The organism is Gemmatimonadota bacterium, assembly GCA_026706345.1.
GTDB lineage: Bacteria > JAAXHH01 > JAAXHH01 > JAAXHH01 > JAAXHH01 > JAAXHH01.
In genome coordinates, this window is sequence record JAPOYX010000212.1 from 53,057 (window position 1) to 70,708 (window position 17,652).

The 17,652-nt window shown below is 57.4% G+C and carries 21 protein-coding genes; 8 read left to right on the forward strand and 13 right to left on the reverse strand.

Features of this window, described 5'->3' with window-relative positions:
* Positions 1–11 precede the first annotated feature (11 nt).
* The 10 genes from OXG98_14720 to OXG98_14765 all read right to left on the reverse strand — a co-directional run bounded on the left by OXG98_14720 (position 12) and on the right by OXG98_14765 (position 8,203).
* A complete protein-coding gene (locus OXG98_14720; protein MCY3773256.1) occupies positions 12–746 on the reverse strand; it encodes a metallophosphoesterase family protein in 735 nt (244 codons plus the stop codon).
* Between the two features lie 166 nt (positions 747–912).
* On the reverse strand, positions 913–1,362 hold the full coding sequence (locus tag OXG98_14725) for an NUDIX domain-containing protein (protein ID MCY3773257.1): 450 nt from the start codon (positions 1,360–1,362) through the stop codon (positions 913–915).
* 113 nt (positions 1,363–1,475) lie between these two features.
* On the reverse strand, positions 1,476–3,881 hold the full coding sequence (locus tag OXG98_14730; protein ID MCY3773258.1) for an ABC transporter permease: 2,406 nt from the start codon (positions 3,879–3,881) through the stop codon (positions 1,476–1,478).
* A gap of 137 nt (positions 3,882–4,018) precedes the next feature.
* Positions 4,019–4,210 (reverse strand): hypothetical protein, encoded by a 192-nt coding sequence (locus OXG98_14735; GenBank protein MCY3773259.1) that lies wholly within the window; start codon positions 4,208–4,210, stop codon positions 4,019–4,021.
* Between the two features lie 190 nt (positions 4,211–4,400).
* On the reverse strand, positions 4,401–4,613 hold the full coding sequence (locus OXG98_14740; protein MCY3773260.1) for a hypothetical protein: 213 nt from the start codon (positions 4,611–4,613) through the stop codon (positions 4,401–4,403).
* Positions 4,600–4,872 (reverse strand): BrnT family toxin, encoded by a 273-nt coding sequence (locus OXG98_14745; GenBank protein MCY3773261.1) that lies wholly within the window; start codon positions 4,870–4,872, stop codon positions 4,600–4,602. The genes OXG98_14740 and OXG98_14745 overlap by 14 nt, the downstream gene beginning before the upstream one ends.
* Before the next feature lie 203 nt (positions 4,873–5,075).
* Positions 5,076–5,915 (reverse strand): phytanoyl-CoA dioxygenase family protein, encoded by an 840-nt coding sequence (locus OXG98_14750; GenBank protein ID MCY3773262.1) that lies wholly within the window; start codon positions 5,913–5,915, stop codon positions 5,076–5,078.
* Entirely contained in the window at positions 5,896–6,270 is a 375-nt protein-coding gene (locus tag OXG98_14755; protein MCY3773263.1) for an HAD hydrolase-like protein, read from the reverse strand. Before OXG98_14755 ends, OXG98_14750 begins: the two co-directional genes overlap by 20 nt.
* On the reverse strand, positions 6,267–6,695 hold the full coding sequence (locus tag OXG98_14760; GenBank protein MCY3773264.1) for an NUDIX domain-containing protein: 429 nt from the start codon (positions 6,693–6,695) through the stop codon (positions 6,267–6,269). Before OXG98_14760 ends, OXG98_14755 begins: the two co-directional genes overlap by 4 nt.
* A 32-nt stretch (positions 6,696–6,727) precedes the next feature.
* Entirely contained in the window at positions 6,728–8,203 is a 1,476-nt protein-coding gene (locus tag OXG98_14765) for an arylsulfatase (GenBank protein ID MCY3773265.1), read from the reverse strand.
* A 125-nt stretch (positions 8,204–8,328) separates the two neighbouring features.
* On the opposite strand from OXG98_14765, the gene OXG98_14770 reads away from it, so the two are divergent.
* From OXG98_14770 to OXG98_14780, 3 genes are all read left to right on the forward strand, one after another.
* Entirely contained in the window at positions 8,329–9,105 is a 777-nt protein-coding gene (locus tag OXG98_14770) for an acetoacetate decarboxylase family protein (protein MCY3773266.1), read from the forward strand.
* Between the two features lie 83 nt (positions 9,106–9,188).
* Positions 9,189–9,914, forward strand: a complete 726-nt coding sequence (locus tag OXG98_14775; GenBank protein MCY3773267.1) for a decarboxylase — start codon at positions 9,189–9,191, stop codon at positions 9,912–9,914.
* Between the two features lie 95 nt (positions 9,915–10,009).
* Positions 10,010–10,495, forward strand: coding sequence for a DUF3830 family protein (locus OXG98_14780; protein MCY3773268.1), 486 nt, complete (start codon positions 10,010–10,012; stop codon positions 10,493–10,495).
* A gap of 104 nt (positions 10,496–10,599) precedes the next feature.
* Here the strand turns inward: OXG98_14780 and OXG98_14785 are convergent, their stop codons facing one another.
* On the reverse strand, positions 10,600–11,292 hold the full coding sequence (locus tag OXG98_14785; protein MCY3773269.1) for an HAD family hydrolase: 693 nt from the start codon (positions 11,290–11,292) through the stop codon (positions 10,600–10,602).
* 337 nt (positions 11,293–11,629) lie between these two features.
* Here OXG98_14785 and OXG98_14790 point away from each other — a divergent pair, with 337 nt between their 5' ends.
* Both OXG98_14790 and OXG98_14795 read left to right on the forward strand, forming a co-directional pair.
* The gene (locus OXG98_14790) at positions 11,630–11,899 is read left to right on the forward strand and encodes a hypothetical protein (GenBank protein ID MCY3773270.1); all 270 of its coding nucleotides are present in this window, start codon (positions 11,630–11,632) and stop codon (positions 11,897–11,899) included.
* The gene (locus OXG98_14795; GenBank protein ID MCY3773271.1) at positions 11,896–12,102 is read left to right on the forward strand and encodes a helix-turn-helix transcriptional regulator; all 207 of its coding nucleotides are present in this window, start codon (positions 11,896–11,898) and stop codon (positions 12,100–12,102) included. Before OXG98_14790 ends, OXG98_14795 begins: the two co-directional genes overlap by 4 nt.
* Positions 12,103–12,260: 158 nt before the next feature.
* Here the strand turns inward: OXG98_14795 and OXG98_14800 are convergent, their stop codons facing one another.
* Positions 12,261–13,922, reverse strand: a complete 1,662-nt coding sequence (locus OXG98_14800) for a S8 family serine peptidase (protein ID MCY3773272.1) — start codon at positions 13,920–13,922, stop codon at positions 12,261–12,263.
* Between the two features lie 330 nt (positions 13,923–14,252).
* Here OXG98_14800 and OXG98_14805 point away from each other — a divergent pair, with 330 nt between their 5' ends.
* Positions 14,253–14,765, forward strand: coding sequence for an RNA polymerase sigma factor (locus OXG98_14805; GenBank protein MCY3773273.1), 513 nt, complete (start codon positions 14,253–14,255; stop codon positions 14,763–14,765).
* 102 nt (positions 14,766–14,867) lie between these two features.
* The gene (locus OXG98_14810; protein MCY3773274.1) at positions 14,868–16,139 is read left to right on the forward strand and encodes a hypothetical protein; all 1,272 of its coding nucleotides are present in this window, start codon (positions 14,868–14,870) and stop codon (positions 16,137–16,139) included.
* A gap of 87 nt (positions 16,140–16,226) precedes the next feature.
* Here the strand turns inward: OXG98_14810 and OXG98_14815 are convergent, their stop codons facing one another.
* Positions 16,227–16,535, reverse strand: coding sequence for a HigA family addiction module antitoxin (locus OXG98_14815; GenBank protein MCY3773275.1), 309 nt, complete (start codon positions 16,533–16,535; stop codon positions 16,227–16,229).
* A 120-nt stretch (positions 16,536–16,655) separates the two neighbouring features.
* On the opposite strand from OXG98_14815, the gene OXG98_14820 reads away from it, so the two are divergent.
* Complete coding sequence (locus OXG98_14820) at positions 16,656–17,567, forward strand: aminoglycoside phosphotransferase family protein (GenBank protein MCY3773276.1); 912 nt, start codon at positions 16,656–16,658, stop codon at positions 17,565–17,567.
* The last annotated feature ends 85 nt before the right edge of the window (positions 17,568–17,652 follow it).

The following is a 17,652-nucleotide window of genomic DNA, read 5'->3' on the forward strand; positions in this document are numbered from 1 at the left end:
ATCATCGACTGTCACTGGTCATTCACCAACGGATTCCTGCCACCGAAGAAGGCGCGATAGATGAATTCCCGCTCGGGAACATTGCGTTTCTCGAATTCTCTAAACAAAATGCCGTCATCATACGAAACGCCACGGACTTCCAAGTTATACCGCTTCTCTCGACACTCGAGAACTGCAAATCGTGCCGTTGGCCTGGTATGGCAACCCAGCGATCCCGGGTTTATATATCTGGCCTTACTCACCATGTCTGAACTTGGATGATGATGGCCATAGAACACGATATCTGAATCCAGATTGCCGAACAAGTCATCCAGTTCGGCGGGTGCAGGATCCCTGATGATTTGCACGAAGTTTCGTCGGGATTCAGTGAGGCCGTAGTGGAGGAATGACACGCGAACGCCTTCGAATATGTCCTGAATAAGGTAGGGCCATGCTCCGACCACGGTTCGTAGCGAGGGGTCGATGCAGGAGTGAGTCCATTGCTGATGTTTCACTTCGCCATCACTCATCCACGGAGGTTGAGGATCGGGAAGGCCATAGGCGAACCAGGCGTCATGGTTGCCCATGATGGGAACCATGCGTGGCGTATTCAGAATTAAATCCAGGCACTCCGCAGGGTACGGACCAATTCCGATGGAATCACCGGTATGGAAAATCGCATCGCAGTCCTCTCGCCTGATGGCTCGCAGGGCTGCTTGAAGCGCCGGCAGGTTGCCGTGAACATCAGTCAAAATCGCAATCTTCATTTCCTGAGAGTCCGCTATCCTATCGTTCCTTCAGTATCCTGAACCCGAGTCGCGAGATTCGGGGGCGACAAGTGCGACAAGAGGAATCGCACGCTGAGTGAGCCGGTGGTTTCTGAGCTTATGATCGGGAGATTCGGCAGCGAGGTTTCGAGCGGGAACACGAAAATCACACGTATGTCTCCTGGCATACCGTGAACGGGGGCATCGTATATGAAAGAAACAGGACGCGTCCATCGAATTCCAATAACTGCTGCATTCTCCGGTGATAAGCGGGATGCTCGACCATCCTCATGGCTTCGGACTTCGCAACCCAGGCAACGTCGGTCGTTTCAAAACCCTTACGCGCTTCGCCGGACAACCAGGTGCCCTGGAAGTCGAAGATCACACGTCCCGCGCTGAGGTTGGTATACACGCCGACCAGCCGGTCGAGCGAGGCCGCGATGTTTGCTTCTTCTCTCAGTTCACGTAGAACGCCATCGACAATGGTCTCGCCCTCCTCGATCCGGCCGCCTGGAAACTCCCATCCTCGCCGCGGCGTTTCAACCAGAAGTACCTCGTTTCCGCGCTCCACGAGGATCCCTGCGGCGACTGAGAATTCAGGAGGAACACCAAGCATCGACATTCCACACCAGGTTTCTGCTGCACGAAGGCTTCGGCGTTCCCACGCCCGACAACGCACCGGCGTGTCTCATGCGTTCGACGGTCAATGTCCCGGCCGCACCGTGATAGTCAATGTCCCGGCCGCAATGATACTACGGGGTTCATGCTTGCTGCCCGAAAGGTCTGTGAACTGACGGTAAGGCAGGCAATCAACACACCGGCGAGACCCGCAACGAGAAATATGCTAAAGCCGACTTCCGCATGGTATGCGAAATTCTGCAACCACCGGTTCATGGCCATGTAGGCAACCGGCCATGCGATTACATTGGCGATCAACACCAGAAAAGCGAACTCTTTTGTAAGCAACATCACGAGTTGACTCACCGAGGCGCCCAGTACCTTCCGCACACCGATCTCATTCGTACGCTGACGGGCAGTATAGACAGACAGCCCGTACAGTCCCAGGCATGCCGTGAACACGGCCAGCGCCGCGAAGAAAGTAACTAACTGCCCCAGGAGCCGATCGGACCGGTACATCCGGCCTACGTCGTCTTCGAGAAACGAATAGGTGAAGGGTATGTTCGGGGTCGACGCGCTCCACAACGACTCCAGGTCACGCAGCGTAGCCGCGGGATCGCCCGGTAAGACCCTTATGGCGAAGATAGCTCCCCGGCCGAGCGTTACGAGTAAGGGTTCGATCTTATCGTGCAGCGTATTCATGTGAAAGTCCCTGATGACGCCGGCCACTCGAATCTGCTGATCACCCATCCTGACGAACTGGTTTAACGCTTCATCCGCGGACGCCCAACCCAGGCGCCGGACCGCTTCCTCGTTGAGATGGCCCCCGGTTGCAACGAAATCCGAGTCTCCGTCCGGTCGCGGCACCCTTTTGCTGTCTCTTTCGAACGTCAGATCACGGCCATTGACCAGTTCCAGGCCAAGGGCGGGGACGTAGTTGCCCCAGTTCGTCACGACCTGCATCGTGGCCTCCGGGTGTCCCGGCGCGTCGTCGCGCCTGACGGGCAGCAAAGGCAGGATTCCCCGCCCGGCGGCGCGTCCCGGCAGGTAATTCGCGTAGGTTACGCTTACCACACCCGCCTGGTTGGGAAACTGATCATAAATGAGTCCCCTGTCCATGCCATCGACAAAGGGAAAGATCACGACATGTTCTTTTTCGAATCCGAGATGCCTGCCGCTGATGTAATCGAGTTGCTGATAGACGACGCCGGTTGAGATCATGAGGATGATGGCGATGTCGAATTGGGCAATAACCAGGGTCTTGCGAAGCATGGCCACGCCGGCTTTCGGCGTACCGCCCATGAAGACGGTCACCGGCCTGGTGCGGGAAAGCACCCAGGCGGGGTAACCGCCCGCTACGATGCTGACGACGAACACGATACCGATCCCTCCGATGATCGACCATGGTTCCAGGGAGGGCATGGACAACGCGTAACCGGTAACGGCCCTGAAGACGGGCAAAACCGCCGCCGACACGCCGAGAGCGACGAGAAACGCGATCCCGCAGAACAGCAAGGTCTCCCCCAGGGAGTGGGCGATAATCTGCCCCCGTGTGGCGCCGGCTACTTTGCGAACGCCGATTTCCCGGGCGCGTATCAGGGACTGGACGACGGCCAGGTTCGTGAAATTCATGCAGGCGATCAGCAGGATGAGTACCGCGATGGCCATCAGCATCCATATGAACGATACATCACCATTCGACTCCAACTCATGCTCCAGATTGGAGTAGAGATGGATATCGAAGAGAGGCTGCAATGAATAGGTGCGGGTGAAGGCCAGCGAACGGGTTTCCGCGTCCAGATGCTCCCCGAGCATGTCCTGTAACGCCCTGTCTACCTCGGCTGCGGAGTGCTCTTCGGGAAGCAGCAGGTAGGTATGTACCTGGCTGATCGACCAGCTGGAAAGTACCTGGGTAGGGTCTTCGAAGACATGTACCGTCGCGAGCGAAACATAGAAATCCGCATGATAATGCGCATAGGCGGGCGGGTCTTTCATAATGCCCGTAACAGTAAAAGGAAAGATGCTGTCTCCGGTGATCACCTGTCCCATGGGATCCGATGCTCCGAAGTACTTACGGGCCATGGATTCGCTGATCACCATGGAGTGCGGGGCGGTGAGGGCGTTGGACGGGCTTCCGCGAACAAGGGGAACGTCGAATACATCGAACAGATTACCATCCGCCCAGTACACCTGTTGTTCGTAGTACCGCCTGTTTCCTGCTTCAAAAAGCCACGTGCCGACTGTACCGCGCAATCGGAGTACTTCTTCTACTCCGGGAAGCTGCGATTTGATCAGGGGGGCCAGTGGGCCGGGCGTCCGGGCCGCCCGGTCCGTCACGATCCGGTAGATTCGATCTCCCCTGGCATGGTGTCGGTCGTAGCTCAGTTCGTCGCGGACATACAGCAGGATGACCAGGCAGCATGCCATCCCGATAGAAAACCCGATGACATTGATGACCGTATGAGATCGGGATTTGACGATATGTCGCCAGGCGACTAAAAAGGCGTGTCGGATCATAGTTGATACGCGCCAGTGGGAACGGATGTTACGGAAAGGGATCGAAACAAATGTGATCTCATTCCAGCCCTGCAGCTTGACTTGACTGGCTGTCCTGTTATGGAACCTGCCATGGGATGCACCTCAATGTGCTTCGGTTACTTAACAGCGTGCATCGTGCTGGGGACGAACGACCGGATCTTCCCCCGGTCCAGCCGCCTGTATTCGTTCCGCGTCAACGAAAAACCGAAGTCGCCCAGCACCTTTCGGTGCACCTCCGCCAATGCGTCCTGCTGCGCTTGCGCGTTCAGGATGGTCTCTCCGATGTCGAAGAAGAGCGTTGTGATCAACGTGATCCAACCCTGAACCGCGACCCGCGCACATTCGGTGTTAGGACATCCCGACACCGATAGTCAGCGTTCTATGGATGTAAATCTGGTAATGGAAAGGAATGCACAAGGTAAAGAAAGTAGATATCTGCAGAAAGGCTGCGTCCGATGTACGACTCGATCGAGGCTATGAGGTAGGGGCCGTTTGTTCCTATCCCTTGTTCCTATGCGGTGACTCCTCCATTAACGACCGAAGAGCCCTGTTTACGGAATCGTCGGTCGAAAACACCCTGGCGACATCGGGTTGAAGCAAGATCAAATTGGTGCCTGATTTGAAGGTCTCGAGGTACTTGCCCCTGACCCCCGTACCGAGATCTTCACGGCAGTATTCCGGACGCATCTGATCGGAATCAGCCTTCTTCATAGATATACCTTTCTTTGCGAGACATAATACGCACGTGTATGATTCTTGTCCTCTCAAATCGGTGGGTATGTGAGACAACTAACAACCGACCAAACGTTGACCTCCCGAAAGTGAGAAACCGTTCCTCATGTTCCGAGTGATCCGGATCGGGGAACGTAATAGCCAAAGGGTCGCCAAATACGGTAGCACCTTCATGAAACGTGACGTGGTGTTTCCGCTCGTTTTCCTCTGCTTTCGCGGGATCCCATTCAAATTCCACTTACCGGAGGCCTTCATGTTAAAAATAGCAATACAAGTCCCGATTACAAATACCAAAACAAACACCTCTTTCTGTTTATGTATGAGAACCAACGATTATCTCGTATAGCCCGACGAACTACTTCAGCTTCCAAGATGACTTTCCGGCATTCCAAAACTTTGAAGCCACCAGGAGGTTTCCTCTCACATGACTAACAGACCCGGCTACTCCGCCTTCCACGCCCCGTCGAAACCCGTGTAACCCTCGGCGTAGTGCTTGAGGCGGTCGGGAAGTCGCTCGGCCAGGGCCGTCGCCGAAGCGGGCAACGGCCACGGCGCGTCGATGCGCCAGGTTTTTGGACGGAACCCGATGCCGCAGGAGTAGCGGCGCTCCCGGGTGGCCATATTGGCGTGCCAGGTGAGTGCGGCGAAGCAGATCAGGTCGCCTGGGTCAGCCACAACCGGAACGCAGCCGGGCACGGACATCCCGTCGTACGGGGTTTCCGGGGTACCGCCTTCCGGGTATAATCCACCGCGGCTCGGGGCCATGATGTAACCCTGGGGGCCATCCCATTCCGGATAGTGGGACTTCTCGATGACCGCGATACCGCTTCGATCCGGATGGCTTCCGTTGAGATAGAACCAGGCGCCGCTGGGGATAGGGAACCGGTTAAGGACGTCGTTGGCGGTCTGCGGTTCGGCAATGTGACCCCGGTGGTCCTGGTGCCAGCGGCCCATGCCCTCGCCCGGCGTGCGGAGGATGGCCGCGGACCGGTGCAGACACAGGTCTTCGGTGTCATGCACGGTCCGAATGAAACGCATGTAGGCCGGATTGTCGACAAGGTCCCAGACGGGCTCGCTGTCTTCGGCGAAGGCCATGTGATACCGGTTGGCAGCCGGTCCCAGATCGTTTTCCAGATCCAGGTGCCGGTCGATGGACTCCTTCAGTGCGGCCACCATGTCCTGGTCGATCATCTGCTGAATGACGCAGAAGCCGTATTCATTCAGGCAGGCAATCGCCGCCTCGAGATCATCGCGATGGAAATTATAGTTGTAATCCGGCATGTGAACGGGTGATCTCCCAGGCGCCCCGGCTTTTGCCGGTAACGATGCCCATCTTGACGCTGCTTCTTCGAAGTGATGCCAGCAGTTCCTGGATTCCCGGATAGACCCCGTCGAAGTATTCCTCGTGAAGCAGGCAATAGTTTGCCAGGAATCGGCGATGGGCGGCCTCCACCGCGCCGGATGGGACAAAATACCCTAAAAGCCGCGGTTCGGAGTTCAGCCGAAGCGTCGCAAGACGCGCAGTGGGCACTTCCTCGAAAATGGTGTCTTTCAGGGTACGCTTCACGGCCTGAATGTACAGCTCCAACGAGTCAATCAGCGTACCATCCAGATCGAAGAGCACACATCGAATCATTTCCCGTTCGAACTCCGCCTTTCCATAAGCGCTTCGATAGCCTTGACCGTGTACTGGTCGATTGGAAGTGTCAGCGCTTCTTCCGGCGTCGACCACACGTAGTCCTGGGCTTCTTCATTAATCCGCACATCAGTACAGTCGGTCCTGCAGGCAAAATCCAGGAAAATAAAATGCTTTTTCTTCCAGAAGGAGTCGTCGAAAACGAAATCCTGGTAGAGCAGAAACTCCACGTCATGGATTTCGAGCCCGGTTTCTTCCCGGATCTCTCTTCGCAGCGCCTCCTCCGCCGTCTCCCCGAGTTCGATATGGCCACCGGGTATGGTGTACAGGTCATTGAACTTGTGGGACTTGATCAACAGTATCCTGCCCTCGGGGTCCTGAATAAACGCGCCGGCCGTCGGTTCGGGGTATCCGGATTTACTCAAGTGGACAGGCTCCAATGGGAAAAGAATACACTTTATCGCACCGTGGGCGAGGGCCTTCCCGCGATATCTTCCGACTTCACCCGTTCCAGCATCTGCGACATCTCCCGGACGAGATCGGGATGGTCGCAGTACCGGTTTACCCGCTCCGAAATGTCGACGCCGAGATCGAAGAGTTCACCGGGGAAATCGTGGGCGGTGTAGCCCCGCTCCTCCTTGAACCAGTCGGGTTCGCGGTTGTCGTCTCCGTCCGGCGCATCGATGAAGACCCAGTTGCCCTTGCGTATGGCGAAGGTGCCGTGGCAACTGTGGTGTATGGCGAAGTCCCGCACCGGATCATCGGTCTCTCCCTGCAACAGCGGCAGCATGCTCACGCTGTCCTCCCCTTCGCCCTCCTGCAGATCGACGCCGGTCAGCTCGGCGCAGGTCGCCATGAAATCGCCCAGGATGGTAAGCTGGTCGCATACCGCGCCGGCGGGCGTGACGCCCGGCCAACGTGCGAGGAAGGGGACGCGATGTCCGCCCTCCCAGGTGTCGCGCTTGACGCCGCGCAGGTTCCCCATGCTGTAGTGGCCGTGAGTCCGCGCGTGTTCGTAGCTTCCGCCGTCCGCGGCCGGGGCGCACTCCGGGCCGTTGTCGCTCGTGAAGATCAGCAGGGTGTCGTCGGCGATTCCGCGGCGCTCCAGGGCCGCCATCACCTGACCCACCACCCAGTCCACCTCGCACACGAAGTCGCCGTAGAGCCCTGAGCCGCTCCGGCCGATGAACGGCGCGTTGGGCACGATGGGCGTGTGGGGCGACGTGAGCGGGAAGTAGAGGAAGAACGGTTCGGGGCCGGACGATTGGATGTAGTTGACCACGCGGCGCACGAAAGCAGGGATCATCTCCTCAAGCGTCCAGCCGGGTTTCATGACGCCGGGCCATCCGAACATCTCGCCGGGCTTCGATACCGACGGCTCCCCGGCGAGGCGGTCCTGCTCGAACCAGGTGTAGGGCGGAAAATTCGGCACGTCCACGCCGAAATAGGTGTCGAAACCGCAGTCGACCGGTCCCCCGCGCATGGGCTGGCCAAAATCGACCTGCCGTTCCCGCTCCTCCCGGAGTTCCCGGTCCAGCCTGCCCACCGCCGTGCCCTCGTGGGCCGGTTTGCCGTCGAAGGTGGACCATTTCCATCCCAGGTGCCATTTCCCGATACATGCGGTGCGGTATCCCTGTCGGCGAAGCAACTCCGGGGCTGTGAGGCAACCGGCCTCGATCAGGGGCGGATCGTAGGGCCACAGGACGCTGTTCTTAAGGGGCGTGCGCCAGGCGTAACGGCCGGTCAGCAGGGCGTACCGGCTCGGCGTGCAGACGCTCGAAGGGGCATGGGCATCGGTAAAACGCATGCCTTCTCCCGCGAGTAGGTCCAGGTGGGGCGTAGGTATCTTCGAATCAGGGTTGTTGCACCCCATGTCGCCGTATCCCATGTCGTCGGCGAGGATGTAGATGATATTGGGCGTTGAATTGGGCATGGCTAAGTTGCGGCGGTCAGGATAACGGCCCCGCACCTTTCGGTTGCGGTTGATTTGGGCGTAGTAGACGTTGGCGATTTCATCCTGTACCTAATATGGCAGGTCTATAAGTTAATGACAAGAACATGGTCACGAATCGTGTCGCTGGGGGCCTGGATTTGCAACTCAAACACGAGGACGGCTGGAACATACCGGCGTCCAACCCCTTCTATCCGCCCCTGCCGGCGGTCTATCGAAACGTTCGTTTCCAGTTCGTCTTCTTCCACGCGGCACCTGACGCCGTTCAGGGCTTTCTCCCGGAGCCACTGGAAGCAGCGGAGGACGGGCTGTGCGTGGCCTCGGGTCTGGAGGTGCCCTGTTGTGAGAACTACGGCTCCTTCGAAGAGTCCTTTATCGTAATGAAATGCCATCTCGGGAATCAGACCGGGTTCTACTGCTCCCATGTTTTTCACAACGGGCCCGCAGGCATCGCCGCGGGCAGGGAGATTTACGGGACGCCGAAGGTATACGCGGACTTAAAGGTGATGCAAGCCGATCGGCGCATGGTGACGGAAACCTCGTACGGCGGTACGCGGGTGTTGCATATCAGTACAAGGATGGAAACCGACGCTCCCCACGATGCGATGCCTTCCCTCACTCCGGCCTGGCGGCTGAAGATCATCCCCCGGGCCGACGGTCCGGGACCGGCGATAAAACAGCTGATCGACTGCACCGAAACAGCCCAGGACGTCGACGTGCACGCCTTCTCGAAGGGAAAGGGCACTGTCGGCCTCGGTGCCGCTCCGCGGTGTGATCTCACTTCGCTGGCGCCCCTGGAATACGGCGACGCCTTCCACATGGAGAGCAGCTATTCCGAAGGATTTGCTCGGGTCGTCTATGACTATCTGAGCGAGGAGCTGTAATGACCCACGTGACGGTTCTTCCGATGATCCACACGATGGTCCTATGATGGACCGCAACGGTTCGGGCAAAAACTCATAACCGCATGGAAAAAAGGCTGAAGATCGGCATCCTCTACCCCGCATTTTCCGCGGAAGACGACTACCCGCGCCTCGCCGCCGCGTTGAAGCCCGCGGTGGACGTCCGGGTGGTTCATACCGACAGTCCGAACCTGCATCGTATCGACGAGACCCAGATCACCGGCAGCCGGGAATACATGTTGGCGGGCGCGGAGGAACTGCGTCCTCACCACGTTGCCGTCTGCATGTGGGCCTGTACCAGCGCGAGCTTTGCCTTCGGCGTGGAAGGCGCGCGCCGTCAGGCACAGAATCTGGCCGATGCGCTCGGCGTTCCGTCATCGAGCACGTCGCTGGCGTTCTTGCGTGCCTGCAAAGCACTCGGCCTGAAACGCGTTGCCGTGGCCGCGACATACCCCGAAGAACTGTCCACGCTCTTTCGCGATTTTCTCGAGACTGGCGGCCTCGAGGTGGTTCGCATGGGAAGTCTCGGGGTTTGGTCGGGGGACGAATCCGCGCTTATCGATCGCGACGAGGTGCTGCGCTTTGCCCGGGCCAACCATCATCCCGATGCGGAAGCCTTGCTGATCCCCGACACCGCGCTGCACACCGCAGGATTTATTCCCGAACTCGAAGCGGCGGTCGGCAAGACGGTGCTGACGGCGAACCAGGTGACGATGTGGGAGGCATTGCGGCTCGCGAACCGGTTGACGCCGCAGTCTGATTTGGGACGGTTGATGGAAGTCGATTCCTGAGGCTGAATTCGACAGATTCTGGCGGAACGGATATGTTCAAAAAGAACAATCTAACCTGGAACCTGGATGTTTGAGAGACAAAGAAGGAGACCGGCATGGATCGATTTATCGAAGTGACCTTGAGGAAACGTGGCGTGCGTTGCGTAGCGCGGTTGCTCGACGGCCTTGCGCCCAAGACGTGCGAGGCGGTGTGGAACGCTCTGCCCCAGGAGGGCGATGCCTATCACGCCAAGTACGCGAGTAACGAGGTCTACGCCCTGGTCCCACCATTCGCGCCGAGCGAGCCAGGCATGGAGAACCCGACGGTTACGCCGATCACCGGCGACCTGCTCTACTTCTACTTCCCGCCCGGCGCGGTCAACGTACCGTCGTTGCGCGAGGCCGCCTTCAGCACGGGCCTGGTCGATCTGGCGATCTTCTACGGACGGGACAATCTGATCCTGTCACCCAACATGGGCCTGGTCCCCGGCAATCGTTTCGGCGAGGTCACGGAAAATCTCGAGGAGATGGTGGAGGCGTGTTCGAACATCTGGCGCGAGGGATTCGCCGGAGAGCGGCTGACGTTCAGCCGGTTGGAGTAGATCGGGAACAGGCCAGGGTCGTACCAATCCTGCTTTTGACATTTTATCGACGCGTTATGGACGGGTAGATTACCCGAGTGCCAGGTCAAGCGGCTCCGGCTGATTCATCTTGTGTCCAGTATCGCGTGCAGTTCCGCCAGCGACTTGATTTCATGATCAGGTACGATGCCCGTATCGTTCAATATTTCGTCACGATTCAGCCACACCACGCGTATTCCGACGGCCTGCGCACCTTCGACGTCGGTTTCGAGCGAATCTCCCACGTGCAGCAACTGATCCAGCCCACAGCCTGCCCTTTTCGCCGCGATCTGGAAAGTCCTGGGATCCGGTTTCTCGATCCCGATATCCTGCGCGTAGACGACGAACTCAAAGCGTCCTTCAAGTCCGAAGTACACCGGGTAGTTGTTGCCGTTCGATAACAGACCCAGCTTGAAGCTCGGACCAAGGACATCGAGCATGGGCACGACGTCCTCGTAGGGTTCGATGTCGTTGTACCGGTGTTCCAGGTACACTTCGTTGAGCCGCGTCGAGAGATCGGGTCCCGTGTATCCGACATGATCAAGCATCCTGAGGAAGGACCTCCGCCGGATCTCGTCGAAATCTCTCACATTACCCGTGAACCCCTTTTCCTCCCGGTCGCGAATAGACCACATCTGTTCTACCGTTAGATTCCGGGTTCGCTCGCCCGGTATACGCCGCATCAGTTCATCGCGAACGGAATCCATGGATCGCATGATGACCCGGTCCGTGTCGATCAGGGTCTGGTCTACGTCGAAGGAAATCGCGGCGATGTTCACAGTTTACCCCGGGGTAGCTTCGATTAAAGCCAAACAGTCAGATTTAGATCGGAAAGTCGCACTTCAGCCTAAAGTACAGTATTTGGAAGTAGGGATCACTCTATAAACAATGTAAAGAAAACTTGACATAAAGAATAATATTATTTACAATATGTCATAATAAGGCGACACAACGCGCACTGCAATACATTTCATAATCTATCTTCGGGTGAGGAGGGCAGCAGACGATGCAACAAAGTACTTTACGCTACCTGCTGGAATTCGGCGGCTCCATGCTGGCCTATTCAGTCGTACTGGTGATGTCACTGACGTTTCTTAGAGAGAACCCCGATTCAACGTGGCAGACCCCGGTAACGGTGGCGCCTGTGATCCCATCGTGTTCATGATGCTGGCCATGATCCGCTACATCATGCGCCTGGATGAATTGCACAGGCGTATTTGTTTAGAGGCGGTAATCATCTCCTTTCTTGCCACCATGATGTTCTGCATCACCTATGGTTTTCTGGAAAACGTGGGTTTCCCACCGTTCAATACTATGTTTGTAGGCTTTGGCATGGTTATCTTTTATGCAATTGCCCAGCTACTCGTTCAATGGAAGTACCGATGAGAAACCGTCTGAAGGTATTGCGCGCCGAAAGAGACTGGACCCAGGCCGAGTTGGCGGATCGATTGAAAGTCTCGAGGCAGACGGTGAATGCCATTGAGAAAGGCAAGTATGACCCGAGCCTGTCCCTGGCCTTCAAGATCTCCAGGTTGTTTAACATGCCGATTGAAAATCTGTTTATTGACGAGGAGACTACGAATCTTTGAGCAGTAAACCGTAGTGATTGACCGTTGCTGAAACATCAAGTCCTCAGGCCTTCGTCACCAACTCAGTCCCTGGATGAGGCCGGACCTCAATCTCCAGACGGCCTGAAAGTTCGTCTTCGGCGACATCGAGCGCATAGTCCATCTGAATGGCTGAGACCCTACGCGCGCCCCGGCAGCCACTCTTCCCGGATCCATTCGTTCCATCGGCGTGCGAGATCCAGCCTCGATAGGCGGCGTTCGTCGGAATAGAACGGCTCCCCATGCCTGTAAGGCGGCGTTATATCCAGTCGATGTCCCGTTATCGCCTCTAAAGCATCCCTCCGGGCTCCAAAGCTCGAAATCCGATTCGCCCTGGCGTCCTCCTCCAGGCCGGCCAGGATTGTACCGGCCATTCGCGGGTCCGTCATCTGTAAGGCGAGTTGGAGGGCCGCGTAGCGAACGTCCGGGTTCGTATCGTCGAAGAGTTCTGGCAACGCCTTGGCGCACTCGGACCACAGATCCGAATGATTGCACAGCAGGTATATGATGGCGGCGCGGACGAAGGGAGAATCGTCTCTGAACGCTTCGGCAATTTCGGAAGCGTTTACCGGGGAAGTACCCATGGCAAGGGCACACAGCGCGGCGGCGCGGACGCGGGGATCCGAATGTCGCAAACACGTCCGGAAAGGTATCAGGACTTCGTCCGGCAGCGCGTCCTCGACCCCAACGAAAGAGAGGATGGCCGCTATAACGTGGTCCGGCTCACTATCTCCCAGCATCCCCAGTCTGGACGCTACGGATAGCGAGCGTAACACGGTCCGGATCTGGCGGGGCCAGATCACGGGATCACGCCGGGTTGCCGATGGCTCTGAGCCCAAGGCGGCCCGAACCGATACGAGACCGGCGCGTAGATCGGTCCATCCCGGCCGTTGCATGGACGATTCGACGAGGGCCGACTTCATTTCCTGGCTCGTCCATTCGGGCCGCACCTGCCACAGACAGGCCGCGGCGCCGAGGACCATCGGTCCGGCATACGAGGTGCCGTGCAGCCGCGCATATCGGCGGGGCAGTTCGTCCATCTTTCCATAGTAGTGTTGCTCAATCTCCTCGTCGGTTCCGTGGGGCAGCACGATGTTTTCAGCCGGAGCCAGGATTTCGGGTATCCACTTCCCTTCGAAGGTCGTTCCCCGGCATCCGGGAAAAACTCCCGCGCTCCCGGGATCTCCATTCGATGGAATCACGACCCCGCCGACAGAAAGAACGGAAGGAGCCGCCGCTTCCGCCATAACGACCGTCCGGTCAGGTATGTTCCCCGAACCGGATACGACAAGAACCCCCTCGGACGCGATTTCTTCGCACAACACCCTGACCGGATCCGCCTGCCAGGGCAGGAGACTTGCGTCTATAACGCTTCTTCTTGCCGATAGAACCCCCCGTATCTCATACTTCCGCCAATTGTCCCGGATCCATTCCAGGGACCTGAGATGTGCTTCTTCGCGTTTTTCCGGCTGCTGGCCCTGGCCGCGGAAATACTGGGCAATCAGGAAGAGATCGGCATCGGGAGCCAGGCCCTTGAACAGGCCCCAGGATTCGGCGCCGGAACCCGCGGCTGCGGCCGCGGCCCAGAGCCCGTGCGCGCCGCCCTTCCATGGCCCGGGTTCCGCGTTGAAAACCTTCGGTCCCGGATTGGGATCCATCACCATTACTTTGTACGTTGTGCGGTGTGGGTTCGTGGTTATATCGGGGTGGTTCGGGAAATCGCCGTCGACAATGGCGATACGGACGCCTTTTCCCGTTAACTCTTCGGGTACGTTCAGGAAATCTCGCAACGCTGGCCACATATACCCTCCCGCCGGTATCTCGTACGATGAATGATCAGTCACGACAGCATGATTGCCCCGTCCCGCTCTGTATTGACTTGCCTGGCCGGGTTTTGGTTTCGTCTACGGAGATTCATATTCTTTTTTTCAAACGGTTCCTCATCGTGGCTCGTCGTAAATAGTAGAGCGTCACCCGTTACAGACGGCCATCCGCGGCGGGGCGCCACCCGTGAGAGACTGTCACCCGCGGTGGAGCGTTACCCACGGCGGAGCGCCCCGGACGCCAGGTCGCCATATGCATGAGAACTGCTTCGATTTTATTTGCTCTCAGGTTGATGATCGGATCCGCACATGACTGTCGGTGATCTTTATGAAACATACACTGCTCAACTTACGAAGCACGCTCGACGGCTGACCGCGGACAAAGACAACGCGGACGATCTGCTACAGGAAACGTTCATTCGGGCCATGAGAAACCTGCGTCTGCTCAAATCGCTATCACCCCACCGGAGGCGTGCCTGGCTGTTCAGGACCATGGGCAATCTGTTCGTGGACAAGCAACGTGCCCGGCGGAGAGAAAGGGCATTCCTCGGGACATTACACCAGATCCTAAAGGAGGAGTCGATCCAAAAAACCGCCGGATGGCGGTCTGATACGGATGCGCATATTTTCGAAACGATCAGCATACCGGAGATTATGAGGCACATACCGGAGAAAGATCACGATCTCTTTCATATGCGTTTCGTAACGGGAATGACCAGCGAGGAAATCGCCAGTCGGACGGGGATTCCGGCTTCGACGGTCCGTTTCCGCCTGCACGTGGCCATCAGGAAGCTGCGTGCGCGAAAATCCCGATTCGCCTGACGATACGTCGGCATCAAATACGCGGGAGTACGATGCCGAGGCACCCCGGTTACTGGTTCCCGTTTGCGGATGCATGCCAAACCAAAGGACAGGAGGAAGACAATGAACTTAGAAGAGCGCGCCCCCCGGTCGGTTCGAATCAATTGTGGCACCCTGGACATGCGGGAAACCACGGAACAGGTGGCGTCCAGGATTTTGCATGTCAATGCCGGCACCGTACTGGTGACGCCGGAAACCAGAGACTTTCTGTCGATGTTTTCCAATAACATGGGAACCCTGATCGAAGTCTCCAAAGAAGTCCGGCTGAAGACGGTCATGGCGGATGAGATCATGGGCCGGGATGCGTTTTCCGGAGAAGTAGAACCACTTCTTATTCTGAACATGAGCAACATCACGCTGGAACCGGATGTCACCGCCGAAGGAGTGGACGAATCATGGAGTGAAATCATCAACATGGGGAACATCCTGTATCCGGAGCACGTGGCCGGACCGATTACGAATAAACTGACGTCCAATATGGGCGGCCTCACGTCGTACAGGGCCTCCGCGCAACTCATTAACGGAGACGTCGTGCTGGATGAAGTCTATCTGGCGTCGCTGTCCGACGGCGTGGACCTGGTCATCACCGGAAATCTCAGGATTCCGGAGCCCGTGCCGAACGACGCGCTCGATCGGAAGCTCAATACCGTACACGTCAGGGGCGATGTCCTCTGCCGCGCGGGAAACGTTCGCATGCTTCGCTCCAAGTATGATCCCGGGGCCGGTACTCCGCAGACGACCGTCGTGCCCGACGACCATGAACTGGTCGAACGCGACCTGTCCCTGACCGCCGGAAGCATCCGGTCGTGGAAGGGGAGGAAGATCTATGCTAACGGGAACGTCACGATTCATGAAGACATAGACGCAAACGCATTAGACAGGGCGCTCGACGGTCTCGTCTGCACGGGCGAGGTCCTGTGCCCGGAACCGCTGAGCGAAGTCTTTTCGAGCGTATGCGATACACTGAACACCGATGTCTTCTTCTATGAGGGCACCCTCTGGGTCGTGGAGACCGATCTCACGCTTCGCAAGTCGCGTCTGGATCTGATCGACGGGACCGCCACGTTGTACAATTCGGGAAACGTGACTATTGAAGAAGGCGTGGACGCCGGGGTCCTCTATGATCGTCTGGCCGCAGTTTACAACTGGGGTACGATAACCTGCTTTCCGGACCAGATGAGCGCGCTTGAAGCAAGAATGGTCGTCAATGAAGGCACGATGCACGACGCGACCGAAGAGGCGGAAGCAGACGAAGAGGCGCAGGGGGAGCAGGGAGAACACGAAGAGCACGAAGACGGAACGCTTACGATAAACGCGGGGACCTACAAGCTATAGCCGGGGCGAACGGCCGCCGGCCGTGAATGGAAATGAGACCGTTCCTGCAATCGCTCACCGATATACATCTGCACTCCCACCTGTCGTTTATACTTCGATGCCTATGCCGCGAGGCTCGATCGCTTCCAACTCCCGGGCCTCTGACCGCATGGCATGATAAAGATCCCAACGGAGTTGCAGGTTAACCCAGAACGAGGGCGATACGTCGAAGTACTTGGCCAGCCGCAGCGCCGTGCCTGGTGTAACACCGCGTCGGCCGTTTACCAGTTCGTTCACCCGCTGATAAGGAACGTTAAGGGCGGCAGCCAACTCGCGCTGCGACGACTTCATCGGAATCAGGAACTCTTCCAGCAACACCTCACCCGGATGGGTTAGGATGCGGTTCTCCGGTAACATTTGTCCTCCTGTCATATATTCTCCGGTAACATTTGTCCTCCTATCGCATATTCTTAGTTAACGTATACAGTAGACAAAAGCTGGATAATCTAGAATCGAAACTCGGCCAGACTTGTACCGATGACCCATTCAAAGTTATTCAAAGACGACAGCGCATTAGCAGAATGCATCCGACGTACCTTTGGACTCGACAGTTCCGCGTTTCCCCTTCACAAGATTGGTGCAGGTTTCAAGAGCATTGTCCTGGGAAGCCCCGCCGGCCTGGTTTTCCGGGTGGCGCGGAACGAGAAGGCTAAGACAGGTCACAGAAGGGAGTGCCATGTCCTTTCAAAGCTCAAGTCCCTTCTTCCCGTTGAGGTACCGGAGGTCCTGGGTTACTGCGAGGTATCGGACGACTTCCCTTTCGGAGTCATGATGCAGCAGAAAATCGAGGGGCCGTCCCTGGGTTCGGTACTTAAGCGATCGCAGCGGGTAAAGCCAATTGCGGATTTAATGGGAGAGTTGGTTCTCGCCATACAGAAGATCAGTCAGGACGACCTGCCGGAACTGCCGTCATCCTCAGCTCCCCAACCGGAAGAAACATGGTCATACGCATACTCCTTCTTGAAAGCGACCCTTACGCCACGCGAACTGTGCAAAGCACAAGACTGGTGGGAACAGTACTGCGAGAACTGGGAACTGGGTTGTCCGGTCCAACGGTTTTCTCACGGTGACCTGTGGCATGAACATATCCTGTTCAATGCGACCGATGAACCACGGGTCGCAGGGGTCCTCGACTGGGAATACGCGGGATTTGGCGATCCCATCTTTGATTTTATACCGCAGATGAGCCTGGGTCGTGAATATGTGACCTACATGCTTGAGGCATACCAGGCGAAAGGAGGTGAATTCGGCCCTGACGCCCTCCCGCGTATTGAGCTGTACCTCCCCTACAGGGAACTCGGTGGGCTGTGCTACTGCCTGGAAACCGGCGACATGCGTGAAGCCCAGTTCTGTGTAGAGAAGTTCAGGACTGTTCTTGGTCCCAGCTAGATAGATTTCCAGATAGCATGCCACATCCTTCTGGCAGCCGCACCCTTCTGGCAAGTAAAGGACGGACAATCATTCAGTACCTCAC